The sequence below is a fragment of the Pedobacter sp. D749 genome, assembly GCF_019317285.1.
Classification (GTDB): Bacteria; Bacteroidota; Bacteroidia; order Sphingobacteriales; family Sphingobacteriaceae; genus Pedobacter.
Genome location: NZ_CP079218.1, coordinates 5,772,819 through 5,787,406, shown reverse-complemented (window position 1 = coordinate 5,787,406; position 14,588 = coordinate 5,772,819). Strand labels below are relative to the sequence as shown.

Sequence of the window (14,588 nt, the reverse complement as noted above, 5' to 3'; positions counted from 1 at the left end):
AGGATTGTAAAATAGTGATGCGATTCTTTATACCCAATTTGAAAACTTCATGTCTTATTTATTATTTTGGAAAGCAAGTCCTGTAATTCTTAGCTCAGCTTCGGCCCTGCCATACATTATAGCTCCGATGAATCCCGATGTAAAATCGGGACGGAGGCTGTCATTCCTGTCAGGTTTAGATTAATCAGGTCCCGCGGTATATGCTCCTAAAGAAGTCAAGTTTGGCATGGCAAGGTGCATATTAAAAACTTGACTTCTTTTAAAACCCCCAAAACATCAAAATAAAACTTTGATATCCAGCTAATTATTTCTTAAATTGTTATAACCAAATTAAACTTTATGAAAAGCGTAAAACACTTGCTGGACACTAAACAGGTCATCATTATCTCCGTATCAGAGAATATTTCTGTTCTGGATGCCTTAAAAGTAATGACAGAAAAAAATATCAGCGCCGTATTGGTGATGGAAGACCAGCAACTTCATGGTATTTTTACGGAACGGGATTATGCCCGAAAAATCATCCTGCAAGGGAAATCATCAAAAGATACCCTGATCAAAGAAGCCATGACAGCTAAGCCCATTACCATCAAGTTTAGCGACAGTATTGATCATTGTATGGAATTGATGACGGATAAACACATCCGCCATTTACCAGTTGTAGAAAACGACGAAGTAAAAGGAATGGTTTCCATCGGCGATGTGGTAAAGTTTATTATTGCTGATCAGAAACAGACCATTTCGCAATTGGAAAGCTATATTAGCGGGTAATTGATGCTCCAATTTACATCTGTATTGAATTAGCTATTTAAAAACTAATTAAATAGATTTCTCCACTACGGTCGAAATGACGGATTGATCTAATCGGTGTAATCCCTAAATCTGTGTAATCACCCGCGAAGCGAATCTATCCAATCATTACTTCCATCTCCACTCACCAGCAATACTCAAAGGCTCCTTTAAGTTCTGAGATTCTAAAAAAGCCCTTAGCTCTTCTTCGCCTTGAACACCTACCGGGATTTTTGGTGTATTGGCTAATGCATAAGTTAACATGGCACTGTAGCGTACCGTATTTTTAAGTTCCTGCTCATCAACCAGTTTAAAGCTATCGCCATCGGAATGGTAAAATGGTCCGGAATTATTTGGCAATTTACCTCCGAAACCACCTCCGGTAGGAATACCTGCTAACATAAATGGCTGATGATCGCTGTGTAAACCTGCACCAGCATTAAACAGGTTTTTAAAGCCTGTATCAATCTTTACAATATCAGCTCCCCAGGATGTAAAAAGGTCTTTCATTTCAGCACGTGAAGTAGAGAAACCTTTCGGATCGTTGGTCATATCGTAGTTCAGCATAAACTTCACCTGGTTTAAGGTTCCGTCTTTTTTAGCCTGATCGATATAAGCTTTAGAACCCAACAAACCTTGCTCCTCACCCATAAATAATACAAACTCTACCGTACGTTTGGTTTTTAAATTCAGTTTTTTAAAAGTCCTTGCCATATCCATAATCGCGAAAGAGCCGATTCCATTATCGATAGCACCAGTTGCCAAATCCCAGCTATCCAAATGCCCACCAACTATAATTTTATCTTTTGGCAATTCAGTTCCTTTAAAGGTAGCCACTACATTGCGGGCTTTAATCAAACCCGAAAAGTTCGTCATGGCAATATGCGCTGTTTGTGGCTGCGATTTAATTTTCTCTTTCAAAGCCATTCCATCTTCCAAACCGATACAAACTGCAGGTATTGGAATCAATTTACCCGTTACCGAAGCGGTTCCGGTTAAAAGCACGCCATCTTTTACCGTATTGATAATAATTACACCAATGGCACCATATTTTGTGGCAATAGCAGTTTTTTCTGAGCGGTGTAATGATTTCGTTCCTGCAGGAGAGCCTGGTAACACCCCCAGATAAATCAAAGCAATTTTACCTTTAAATTTTTCAGGACTGGCCTGATAATCTGCTTCCAATCCGTTACCAGCGTCTACAATTTCACCTGTAACATCCGCACTTACTGGCGAATGCGCCAGTGTAACGGCCTTCATTTTGGTCAGACTATTTTTATCAGCACCAATTTCTACATTGATCGTTTTTCTTGCCCAGCTTTCCACTTCAAAAGGCTGAAATTTTACCTCGCAGCCATAAGATTTTAATAAATCGAAGGCATATTGCTCTGCTTTTGCTCCATTTGCAGAGCCCGTTAAACGGTGACCGATGGTTTCGGTTTCATATTTTAAGGTTTGATAAGCTCTTGAGTTTTGTTGTACATCAGTATTGATTTTGGCAAAAACATCGCCAAATTTATCTTGTGCATTGGTAAATAAAGTGGTGCAAAGAAGGGCAGTGGAGAAAAGGTATTTCATTAGGTTTAGTTATATCTGCTGAAAGTACAAATTTTAGATAGAGATTGCCAGCTGTAACGTTTATTTTGCTTTAGTTTTCTTTACCGCAAGAAAAGAATTAGCAATCTTTTCCCCATGCACAACCTTGCCTCGGCTCACCGCCGCCGATGGGCTCTTTCTTTTCTCTTGATAGAAAAGAAACAAAAGATCAAGGCTTGCATCCTTTCTTGTAAAAAACTACAAAAATCTCAATTGCGGCAGTCTATAGGCTCTGTCCTAACCTCATTGCCACCACACTCGCTTAAACACTGCCTTGGTCTGTGGAAGTATTGGTGAAACTGCAAAGTTTTTTGTGCTTTTTCCTACGAAAATCTGCTAGGCCACATAACAAAGTGCAGCTGCCCACTTAGTACTTTACAAAGTAAAAAACTTAAATGTACTCAGGTGACTTAGGTGGTTAAAATAATTTTAGCAAAATGTTTTAGATGGTAAACTAAGGTTTTACATGCACCTTTTTCTTCGGAAAAACCAACGAAGCAACAATGCTAATCACCAGGATGCTTAAAATCACAATCAGTGAATGCTCAGTGGTGAAACCCCATTTCTCCAGATAAGTATGTCCTAGCATTTTTACACCAATAAAAGCCAGTAAAAATGCTAATCCGGTTTTTAAATAATGGAATTTATGAATAATATTTACCAGTAAAAAGAACATGGAACGCAAGCCCATGATGGCAAAAATATTAGAGAAAAATACAATATAAGGATCTTTTGTTACCGCAAAAATAGCAGGAATAGAATCCACAGCAAATAACAGATCGGTAAATTCGACAATCAACAACACCAAAAACAATGGCGTAACCATTCTTTTATGGTCTATTTTAACAAAGAAGTTTTTACCCTCGTATTTAGGGTGAATGGAAAATATTTTCGAAGCCCATTTAACTACAGGGTGGTTTTCCGGATCAATTTTATCATCTTCCTCCTTGCTGAAAAACATCTTCACGCCAGTAAACACCAGGAAAGCACCAAAAACATAAAGTATCCAGGCAAATTTTGTAATTAATGCAGCTCCTACAAAAATGAAGATGAAACGCATAATGATTGCACCCAATATCCCCCAGAACAATACCCGGTGATAATATTTTTCTTCAACTGCAAAGGCTGAAAAAATGAGTACGATAACAAAGATATTATCTACCGAAAGCGCATACTCAATTACGTAACCTGTTAAAAACTCCAGTCCGAGGTTTTGCTTATAAACCGCCAAACTTCCTTCAAAATCGCCCGGAATTAATTTAATATGGTGCTGGTGTTTGGTTACGATCTCTTGCAGGTGGGAAAAATCCTTAATTCCATGCAGCTGGTGCCCTTCAGTTAGCAGGATAAAATAAAAGCCGATGGCCAGGGCAACCATAATCAAACTCATTATCCCGGCTTGTTTTAAACTCACTACATGCTCTTTCCTGCTAAAAAGACCAAGGTCTAAAGCAAGAATCAGTACAATAAAAAGAAGAAAACCTAAGCTAAAAAGTAATTCGTTACCCATTATTTTTTACGTTCAGTGGTGTAGAGTACAAGTTGTTCTAAACCTGTTCTGGCTTCACCTGCATCAAAACTGTGCAGAATATCAAATGCTTGATTCTGGTACTCCAACATTTTCTCATTGGCATAATACACACCTTGGTGCGCATTTACAAAATCAATAATTTGCTGTATTTTAACCGGATCGTCCTGATGGTTTTTCACCAGGTTGATCATTTTCTTGCGTTCTGTCTTTTCAGCTTTATTTAAGGCATAAATTAAAGGCAAGGTTACTTTCTTCTCCTTAATATCAATACCCAAAGGTTTGCCAACGTCATCCGTTCCAAAATCGAAGGTATCGTCTTTAATCTGAAAGGCAATCCCAACTTTTTCGCCAAACAGACGCATTTTTTCTATTATTTCATCACTCGCACCTGCAGAAGCAGCACCCGCAGCACAACAAGAAGCAATTAAAGAAGCCGTTTTCTGTCGGATTACATCAAAATATAAATCTTCCGAAATGTCCATCCTCCGCACCTTTTCTACCTGCAGTAGCTCTCCTTCACTCATCTGTTTCACCGCTTCCGATACAATTTGTAACAATCGGTGCTCGTTATTGTTTACCGAAAGTAATAATCCTTTAGCCAATAAGTAATCGCCAACCAAAACGGCAATTTTATTTTTCCATAAAGCATTGATGGAGAAAAAGCCACGGCGTTCGTAAGCATTGTCTACCACATCATCATGCACCAAAGTGGCCGTATGTAAAAGCTCTACCAAAGCAGCTCCACGGTGGGTTGATTCTGTAATTCCGCCACACAGTTTAGCCGCAAAAAATACGAACATCGGCCGCATTTGTTTGCCTTTTTGCTTTACAATATAATGGGTAATCCTATCCAGCAACGGTGCGTCGCTATGCATAGATTCTTTAAAGGTCTTTTCAAACGCTTTAATATCAGCAGCTATAGGTGTTTTTATCTGTTCGATTCCCGGCATTAAGTCGAAAAATTTTGATTGCAAACTTAAGCTAATTTCCCATAAAAAGGTAATCTGCAATCTTATTATTAAGGATTTGAAAAGCAAAGGATAGCAATCTTTAACATCTTTGCTCCTGCTATTGCCCATAGTCCTCGCCCTCATGCTTCGGGCTGTGGGCTATTTGGCGCTATCAGGTTTAATATGATGGGGCAGTGCAGGTAAAAAGGCCCCTCAAAGCGATAATTAATTCCCCTAAAAATTAGCTTTATTTAAATTCAAATTTTACATTTAAACCAATATTTAACGGCATGAAAAAACGCTACAAAGTAATTATTGGCCTTTCGGCATTCATTATTGCTGGTTATTTGTTAGGCCCAAAACCTAAAAAACCAGTATTTAGTGAAGAGCTGACCAAAGTACCCGATCTGGAAGACCTGGACGGTTATGTAGCCAGCATAGAATCCATGCATAAAATCAAACCCGGCAACGAAGCTGAAATTGTATGGGCCGATAGCCTTCACCAGCAAACCGAATATGCTGTTGTGTATTTACATGGTTTTTCGGCATCAAAAACAGAAGGCAACCCGGTACACTTAAATTTAGCCAAGCAATTACACGCCAATTTATACCTTGCCCGCCTGGCCGATCACGGAATTGATACCCTGGCACCCATGCAATATTTTACGGCCGACCGCCTTTGGGAAACCAGCAAACAGGCTTATGCCATCGGCAAAAAACTGGGTAAAAAAGTAATTTTAGTGGGTACCTCTACCGGTGGCACAGTGGCATTAAAATTAGCGGCAACCTATCCAGAAATTAATAGTTTGATTTTAATGTCGCCAAATGTGGCCATTAACGATAAAAATGCCTGGCTTTTAAACAACCCATGGGGTTTGCAGATTGCCCGTAAAGTAGTAGGCGGCGACGAACGTAAAGTGGACGACCGCACCGACGAATACAAAAAATACTGGTACACCAATTACCGGCTAGAATCGTTGGTAGAACTGGAAGAATTTATTGAAAGCAGCATGCTCAAACCAACCTTTAAAAAGGTAAAACAACCTGTTTTACTGCTTTATTATTATAAAAATGAGCTGGAACAGGATCCGGTGGTTAAGGTTGATGCCATGCTAAAAATGTTCGATGAACTGGGTACGGCTGATAATTTAAAGAGAAAAGTAGCTATACCCAATGCAGGTAACCACGTAATGGGATCATATATTACTTCGAAGGATTTGCCGGGTGTGGAAACTGCTATTGAAAGTTTTGTAGAAAGTACGCTGAAGGTTCCTGTTTATTGATTTAATTGAAACTTAATGCTGAGAGATCAGTTTTTAATCCAAAAATATTGAAGTGGAGATGTCCAATCGCAAGAAGTCGTCATTTCGAGCGGAGTGCAATACAGTCGAGAACCTGAAGGCTCTGCGAAGCAAAATCTGTCCAAATAGATCTCTCCATTTCGCTGCGCTTCAGTCGAGATGACGATCGTTGTAATTAACCCTGAATTTAGTATAGACTTACGAAGTTATTCCATCGCTAACCCCAAGGCCAAACTTCGTAAGACACTAGCCCAAAATATTTTTCACGATCATTTCGGCGTGTACCCTCGAGTTTTCGATAAAAAGTTTGTGGGTATCTAAACCACCACAAACTACACCAGCCAGGTATAAACCTTTTACATTGGTTTCCATGGTTTCTTCGTTATAGGCTGGGCAAAGTGTTTCGGGCAGATCGATTCCGAATTTTCTCAACATCGAAAAATCTGGCTGGTAACCCGTCATCGCAATTACGAAATCGTTTGGAATCGTTTTAATCCCTTCTGGTGTTTTAATATCCACTTCGCCTTCCCTTATTTCAACAAGTTCAGAATAGAAAAGGGCAGTGACTTCACCTTCCTTAATCCTGTTCTGTATATCGGGGCGAACCCAATATTTAACATGCGGACCAAGTTCACCACTCCTTACCACCATGGTTACATTTGCACCTTTGCGGTAAGTTTCTAAAGCAGCATCAACACCCGAGTTATTGGCACCAACCACCACTACATTCTGAAAGGTGTATAAATGTGGGTCTTTATAATAATGTGTTACTTTTGGCAGGTGTTCACCTGGTACATTCATTAATAAAGGTACATCATAAAAACCAGTTGCCACAATTACATTTCCAGCCGTATAATCTGTTTTAGAAGTCTTGATTTCGAAAACATCAGCTTCATTTTTAACCACCTGTTGCACCCGCTCGAAAAGATTGATCTTTAAATCAAACTTTTCGGCAACTCGGCGGTAATATTCTACGGCTTCGTTACGGTTAGGCTTTGGGTTGATGGTTACAAAAGGTACGCCCCCGATCTCTAACTTCTGCGAAGTAGAAAAGAAGGTCATAAATACCGGGTAGTTGAACAAACTGTTAACCAAAGCACCTTTTTCTATAATGACATAGCTTAAGTTTGCTTTTTGGGCTTCAATTGCACAAGCCATCCCTATTGGGCCAGCACCTATAATTAATACGTCGTAATGATTTTGATTTGCCAATTGACTATTTATTAAAATTTTTAAGGCATAAAACAATATAAATACATTAGGTATTTACCGTTTTCGCTGACCATATAAGAAATATAAGAGGCATATAAGCTTATATTTTCTTAAATCACTTAAATGGTTAAAGCTTAGCCAGTCTTTTTTTATACCAATTATACTTGCATTGCTTTACTTGGACAGGCGAAATCAGTTCTTTTTAAACCGGTATTTTTTATCGCACCATAACCACCAGCTACATCAATCACGTTTTCTACCCCACGCGATTTTAAAATAGAAGCCGCAATCATTGATCGGTAACCACCTGCGCAATGAATATAATAGGTCGCTTTCGGATTGATTTCGCCAGTCCATTCGTTAATAAAATCCAACGGACGGCTAAGCGTAAATTCCAAATGTTCTGATTCGTACTCGCCTGGTTTACGCACATCAAGCGCAGTAATTTCTCCATTTGATGCCGCCAGCTCAAAAGCCTCTGCTGATATAGATTCAATAGTATCGATTTCTTTGCCTGTTGCAGTCCAGTTTTCGAAACCACCATCCAAATATCCTATGGTACTATCGTAACCCACGCGGGTTAAACGCGTAATCGTTTCTTCTTCTTTTCCCTGGTCAGTAATCAATAAAATAGGTTGCTGCAAATCAGTAATCAAAGCCCCAACCCATGGTGCAAACTGACCATTTAAACCAATATTGATCGAATTTGGAATAAAACCTTTTGCAAAAACCTGCGGATCTCGGGTATCGAGCATAATAGCCCCGGTTTGGTTGGCCAGATCCTCAAATTGTTGCGGGGTTAAAGCATTTAAGCCTTTCTCGTAAACATCGTCAATGCTTTCTACACCACCTTTATTAATGGCGGCATTTTTAGCAAAATATTGGGGCGGAGGCATAATGCCATCCGTTACTTCAGCAATAAACTGTTCTTTTGTTTCAGCCTTTAAAGCATAATTAACTTGTCTCTGATGCCCTAAGGTATCAAAAGTTTCTTTACTCATGCTTTTTCCACAGGCAGAACCTGCGCCATGAGCAGGATAAACAATTACATCATCAGCCAAAGGTTTTATCTTTTCATTTAACGAATCGTAAAGCATTCCTGCTAAATCTTCCATTGTTAAATGTCCTTTTTGCGCTAAATCCGGACGGCCTACATCACCGATAAACAAGGTGTCGCCACTAAAAATGCAATGGTCTTTTCCATTTTCATCGGTTAGTAGATAAGTGGTCGATTCTAAGGTATGGCCAGGAGTGTGTAATGCCGTTATGGTTAGCTTACCAATTTTAAATTGATCACCATCTTTGGCGATATGCGATTTAAATTCGGTTTTTGCAGTTGGACCATAGATAATTTCAGCACCCGATTTTTCTGCCAAATCTACGTGACCGGAAACAAAATCGGCATGAAAATGCGTTTCAAAAATATATTTAATGGTAGCACCAGCTTTTTCTGCTTTCTTTAAATACGTCGCAACTTCTCTTAAAGGATCAATAATTGCAGCTTCACCATCACTTTCGATGTAATAAGCGGCTTCTGCTAGGCAACCTGTGTATATCTGTTCTATTTTCATGTTTTCTTCGCAACGTCACCCTGAATTTATTTCAGGGTCTTACCAAAAAGATGCTGAAACAAGTTCAGCAGGACGGATCTATTCAGCAAAAATAGGGCTAAATACTTATAACCGAAATGATGTTAGTCATAATTGCAGAAGTTTTACTTATTCTAGTACAGACCTCTTAGGTTTCGGAAGCCCGTAAGGTTTTGAAAAGGTGGGTTTTGCGTTAGGGATTGTAAGGGTTCAGTGCCGATCCTTCATCGGCACCGGAGCGGAGCGTAGCCCTGAAAAGCCCGACCCTTGCGTAGCTTGGGTAACGCCCAAATCAGTTTGCAATTGAAAATTTACGCTTTCTAGATATTTTCAACACCTCTCGGGATTGCGACATTAATCTTTAGTCAACTCACCCCGCAACGATTCATCCATCAATTTACGGCTTTCTTCAACAGATAGCCCCAAGCCCATTACAAACATCAGTTTGGTTACTGTAGCTTCGAAAGTTAAATCATAGCCGCTTACAATGCCCATTTTTAACAATTCCCTACTGGTTTCGTAGCGACCAAGTTGTACTGATCCTTTTTTACACTGAGAGATATCAATAATGATTTTTCCATTTAAAATGGCCTGGCGCAAACTATCTAAAAACCATTGTGCGGTGGAGGTATTACCAGAGCCAAAAGTTTCTAAAATGATGGCATCTACTTTAGAATCGGTGATGGCCTGAACGGCTTGTGGCGTAATTCCCGGGTATAATTTAAGCACACCAATATTCGAATTAAAATTGGTATGCAATTTTAACTCACCGCCGGTAGCTTTTAAAATGTAATTTCTGTGAAACTGTAAATGTACTCCGGCCTCTGCAAGTACCGGGTAATTCGGCGAACGGAAAGCCTCAAACTTTTCACTATTGTATTTAATAGAACGATTACCCCTGAACAATTGCGCATCAAAATAAATGCAAACCTCAGGGAATAATGCTTTGCCATCTTCTTTAGTTGCAGCAATTTCTAACGCAGTAATTAAATTTTCTTTGGCATCGGTTCTGATTTCTCCGATAGGCAACTGCGATCCGGTTAAAACAACAGGTTTATCGAGGTTTTCGAGCATAAAACTCAGTGCAGAAGCGGTAAAAGCCATGGTATCCGATCCGTGCAGGATCACAAAGCCATCGTACTGATCATATTCATTGTAAACGAGTTCGGCCAATGTTTTCCATATTTCAGGATCCATGTTTGATGAATCCAAAACCGGATTGAAAGAGTGTACATCTAACTGGTAATCTAAACGGCCCAGTTCCGGAACATTTTCTTTTATCTGCTGAAAATCAAACGGAATCAACATCCCGTTTGTAGGATCGTTAACCATACCGATGGTGCCACCGGTATAAATTATAAGTATTTTGGTCATTTGGTTTAGTGAAGGTTGCTCAACGCAAAGAAACTAAAAATTTAGAAATGATTGGGCGATATTTTTAAATTAGCAATAAAAAGACCGAGCAGCAAAGCTAAATTAACAATTTAATAATTTAAACATCAAACACATGTCAAATTGATAATTTTCCCACAAGACGGATTCTCAAAAATCAATTACTGCATCCTGCGAAACAGATTTCTCCATTACGTTGCACTTCATCCGATAGTTATCGGATCGAAATGACGACCGACCTTAGGTTTAAAGAGAAATCTGCCTCAATAGATTTAGCTTCACTGAGCCTGCGGGTTCTCGACTGTGTTGCACTCGACTTATAATGACGCTATGGTTAAACCCACTGAATAGATTGCTTCGTCGGCTGAAAAAGCCTTCTCGCAATGACGCGACTTTAAACCCCAAAAATCTTTTTCGAATTCTCCGTAGTCACATCCGCTATTTCTTCAATAGAAACACCATAAATATCCGCAAGTTTTTGTGCGATATAAACCAGGTAACTGCTCTCATTGGGTTTACCACGGAAAGGAACCGGTGCCAGATAAGGAGAATCGGTTTCTAAAACCAGGTCAGTTAAAGAAATATCTGCCAATACCAGATCCAAACCCGCTTTTTTATACGTAACCACACCACCAATACCTAAATAAAAATTAAGGTCAATAGCCTGTTTTGCCTGAGCCAAATTTCCGGTGAAACAATGGAATATACCACGTAATTTTTCATCTCTTTCGCTTTCCAATACTTCAAAAACTTCGTCAAAAGCTTCTCTGCAATGAATTACAATTGGCAACCCTAGCTCTTTTGCCCAGCCAATCTGCTTGCGAAAAGCATCTTGTTGAATAGCTAAAGTGGTTTTATCCCAATATAAATCGATCCCTATTTCGCCAATGGCATAAATTTTCCGACTAGCAATACTTTTATAAATTTCATCTAACAGCGCAAGGTAATCTTCTTTTACATCACAGGGATGGAGACCGGCCATTGCAAAACAGTTTTCAGGATATTTCGCCACCAGGTCATCAATCATTGCGATCGATTTCACGTCAACATTGGGCAAGAACAAACGGTTCACATCGCTTTCAAAACAACGCTCCATTAACTGGGCCTTTTTCTCGGCATCCTGCTCGTAATATAAATGGGTATGGGTATCGGTGAAGATCATGTTTTGTTATAGTATCAAGTAATAAGTATCAGGTATCAAGATGGATTTGCTGATTCTTGATACCTGTACAAGGAATTCTATTTCTTTTCAGCTTTGCTTTTTTTCGGTGCTTTGACTTTGGACTCCGGACTTCCGACTTCAGACTTTCCATTCTGCGGAATCCATTCCATTTCCTTTTTCAAAAATTTCCCGGTTAAACTGATCGGGTTCTGGATCAAACCTTCCGGTGTACCTTCAAACAAAATTCTTCCGCCGCCAGCACCGCCTTCTTCTCCTAAATCAATTACCCAATCGGCAACTTTAACCACGTCTAAATTATGTTCGATCACCAAAATGGTATTTCCTTTATCAACCAGCTCCTGCAATACGCCCAAAAGCACGTTAATATCTTCAAAGTGAAGTCCTGTTGTAGGCTCATCTAAAATATAAAAGGTTTTTCCGGTATCTTTTTTAGAAAGTTCAGTGGCCAGTTTTACACGCTGCGCCTCCCCTCCTGATAAAGTAACCGACGATTGGCCCAAAGTAATATAACCTAAACCAACATCTTTTAAGGTTTTGATCTTTCTGTAGATGATCGGAATATTTTCGAAGAAAGTACAGGCATCTTCAATACTCATATCCAACACATCACTGATCGATTTTCCACGGAAACGGACTTCTAAAGTCTCCCTGTTGTATCTTCTTCCGCCGCACTCTTCACAAGGAACTTGTACATCGGGCAAAAAGTTCATTTCAATCACCTTTAAACCTGCACCCTGACAGGTTTCGCAACGACCACCTTTTACGTTGAAAGAAAAACGGCCTGGTTTGTAACCCCGAATTTTTGCTTCGGGCAACTGAACAAACAAATTCCTGATATCAGAGAAAACGCCGGTATAGGTTGAAGGATTTGAACGCGGCGTTCTGCCAATCGGTGCCTGATCAATCTCGATTACCTTATCTATTTCTTTTAAGCCATTAATTTTTTCGTAAGGCAAAGGTGTTTTTTTGGCCCTGAAAAAATGGTGGTTTAAAATAGGATATAAAGTTTCGGTAATTAAACTTGATTTACCACTACCAGAAACACCGGTTACGGCAATAAATTTTCCCAAAGGAAAATCTACTGAAACCTCTTTTAAATTATGGCCCGTAGCTTTAACAATCGACAATTTATGCCCGTTACCTTTCCTGCGGACTTTTGGTGTTTCAATCTGCTTTTTGCCATTCAAATAATCAGCGGTTAAGGTATTCGATTTCAGAATCTGTGCGGCTGTTCCTTCGGCTACAACGGTACCTCCATGAATACCGGCACCAGGCCCCACATCAATTACCCAATCGGCCTCTAAAATCATATCCTTATCATGTTCTACCACCAAAACGGTGTTTCCAAGATCGCGGAGATTTTTAAGTGCATTAATCAAACGTTCGTTATCACGCTGGTGTAAACCGATACTTGGCTCATCTAGAATGTACATGACGTTCATCAGCTGCGAACCGATCTGCGTAGCCAAACGGATACGTTGTGCCTCACCACCAGAAAGTGTACGGGCAGTTCTATCTAAAGTTAAATAAGTTAAACCCACATCGGTTAAAAAGCCGATTCTCGCTTTAATTTCCTTTAAAATTTCTTTGGCAATGATATTCTGACGGTCGGACAAACGTTCATCAACTTTTTCAAACCATTGATGAAGGTTGTTGATATCCATTGATGACAGTTCAAAAATGTTTTTGCCATCTACCTTAAAATTCAGACTTTCTTTCTTCAAACGTGCACCGTGACACTCCGGACAGGTTTTTAGTTTCCTGAACTCGTCCATATCGTCAGATGCTGATTCGCTTCTTTTTTCGTTCTGCTCTTCGAGCATTTTAATTATCCCGTCAAAAGTGATGTTATAATTCTGAACGTTCCATTTATTGTATTCTACCTCAACCTTAATCAGGTCGGGTGAACCGCTTAAAATGATGTTAATGACCTCATCGCTTAATTTTTCAATGGGCGTAGAAAGCGAGAAGCTGTATTTTTTTGCCAAAGCTTTTAATACCTGGAACATCCAGATATCGCGATATTCGCCCAAAGGAGCCAAACCACCATTTAAAATACTCAATTTTGGATTTGGGATAACCGAATCTTTATCGACTACAAAAATATACCCTAAACCATCGCAACGCTCACAGGCGCCATAAGGTGAGTTGAACGAAAAACTATTGGGTTGGGGTTCATCATAAGAAATCCCTGTAGTTGGGCACATCAAAAACTTACTAAAATGTGCTACATTATTATCTTTATCGCTGATTTTGATTACCCCTTTACCCATTTTCATTGCAATCTGCAGTGAATCGAGCAGGCGTTTTTTATCTTTCACATCAATAATCAGGCGATCGATCACCACTTCAATATCATGGATTTTATAACGGTCTACCTGCATTTTAGCAGCAATATCCTTAATTTCCCCATCTACACGCACTTTCACATAACCCTGTTTACGGATCTGCTCAAAAAGTTCGCGGTAATGCCCCTTTCTGCCTTTAACTACCGGGGCAAGGATATTTACGGCCATACCATCAAATTTATTGAAGATGTTCTGCAGAATCTGGTCTTCGCTCATGCGCTCCATTTTCTCACCGGTATTATACGAATAGGCATCGGCAACACGCGCATAAAGCAAACGCATAAAATCGTAAATTTCGGTAATTGTACCCACGGTTGAACGTGGATTTTTACTGGTGGTTTTTTGCTCAATGGCAATAACCGGACTTAGTCCCGAAACTTTATCCACATCCGGGCGCTCCATACCGCCCATAAACTGGCGGCTATAGGCACTGAATGTTTCCATGTAACGGCGCTGTCCTTCCGCATAAATGGTATCAAAAGCCAACGAAGATTTACCGCTGCCACTTAAACCAGTGATTACAACCAGTTGATTGCGCGGAAAACTAACGTCTATATTCTTTAAATTATGTACCCTCGCACCATATACTTCTACATCTTTTTGCTCGCCGAGGTCGATAGATTTATTGCTCATATTTTATTTAAAGTTGGGGCCGAAACCGGGTCTTAAAAAAGACCAGATTTCAATCCGCAAAAATGCT

10 protein-coding genes are annotated in these 14,588 nt (G+C 39.7%); 2 read left to right on the top strand and 8 right to left on the bottom strand.

Annotation, left to right across the window (positions count from 1 at the left end; genetic code table 11):
• Positions 1 to 339: 339 nt before the first annotated feature.
• Positions 340 to 768, top strand: a complete 429-nt coding sequence (locus KYH19_RS23815) for a CBS domain-containing protein (protein WP_219077032.1) — start codon at positions 340 to 342, stop codon at positions 766 to 768.
• A 147-nt stretch (positions 769 to 915) separates the two neighbouring features.
• Here KYH19_RS23815 and KYH19_RS23810 read toward each other — a convergent pair whose 3' ends face one another.
• From KYH19_RS23810 to KYH19_RS23800, 3 genes are all read right to left on the bottom strand, one after another.
• Positions 916 to 2,364: a M20/M25/M40 family metallo-hydrolase gene (locus tag KYH19_RS23810; RefSeq protein ID WP_219077031.1), complete on the bottom strand. Its 1,449-nt coding sequence runs from the start codon at positions 2,362 to 2,364 to the stop codon at positions 916 to 918.
• A 472-nt stretch (positions 2,365 to 2,836) separates the two neighbouring features.
• The gene (locus KYH19_RS23805; protein WP_219077030.1) at positions 2,837 to 3,892 is read right to left on the bottom strand and encodes a TerC family protein; all 1,056 of its coding nucleotides are present in this window, start codon (positions 3,890 to 3,892) and stop codon (positions 2,837 to 2,839) included.
• The gene (locus tag KYH19_RS23800) at positions 3,892 to 4,863 is read right to left on the bottom strand and encodes a polyprenyl synthetase family protein (protein ID WP_219077029.1); all 972 of its coding nucleotides are present in this window, start codon (positions 4,861 to 4,863) and stop codon (positions 3,892 to 3,894) included. Before KYH19_RS23800 ends, KYH19_RS23805 begins: the two co-directional genes overlap by 1 nt.
• 290 nt (positions 4,864 to 5,153) lie before the next feature.
• On the opposite strand from KYH19_RS23800, the gene KYH19_RS23795 reads away from it, so the two are divergent.
• Positions 5,154 to 6,146 carry a carboxylesterase gene (locus tag KYH19_RS23795; protein WP_219077028.1) on the top strand — a complete coding sequence of 331 codons (993 nt, stop codon included), beginning with the start codon at positions 5,154 to 5,156 and terminating at the stop codon, positions 6,144 to 6,146.
• 264 nt (positions 6,147 to 6,410) lie between these two features.
• On the opposite strand, the gene KYH19_RS23790 is transcribed toward KYH19_RS23795, so the two are convergent.
• The 5 genes from KYH19_RS23790 to uvrA form a co-directional block, all read right to left on the bottom strand.
• Positions 6,411 to 7,376, bottom strand: a complete 966-nt coding sequence (locus KYH19_RS23790) for a YpdA family putative bacillithiol disulfide reductase (RefSeq protein WP_219077027.1) — start codon at positions 7,374 to 7,376, stop codon at positions 6,411 to 6,413.
• Between the two features lie 158 nt (positions 7,377 to 7,534).
• Positions 7,535 to 8,947 carry a rhodanese-like domain-containing protein gene (locus tag KYH19_RS23785; protein WP_219077026.1) on the bottom strand — a complete coding sequence of 471 codons (1,413 nt, stop codon included), beginning with the start codon at positions 8,945 to 8,947 and terminating at the stop codon, positions 7,535 to 7,537.
• A 372-nt stretch (positions 8,948 to 9,319) separates the two neighbouring features.
• Entirely contained in the window at positions 9,320 to 10,339 is a 1,020-nt protein-coding gene (locus KYH19_RS23780; protein WP_219077025.1) for an asparaginase, read from the bottom strand.
• Between the two features lie 412 nt (positions 10,340 to 10,751).
• Positions 10,752 to 11,519 carry a TatD family hydrolase gene (locus KYH19_RS23775; protein ID WP_219077024.1) on the bottom strand — a complete coding sequence of 256 codons (768 nt, stop codon included), beginning with the start codon at positions 11,517 to 11,519 and terminating at the stop codon, positions 10,752 to 10,754.
• Positions 11,520 to 11,596: 77 nt separating this feature from the next.
• A complete protein-coding gene (gene uvrA / locus KYH19_RS23770; protein ID WP_219077023.1) occupies positions 11,597 to 14,521 on the bottom strand; it encodes an excinuclease ABC subunit UvrA in 2,925 nt (974 codons plus the stop codon).
• Positions 14,522 to 14,588: the final 67 nt, after the last annotated feature.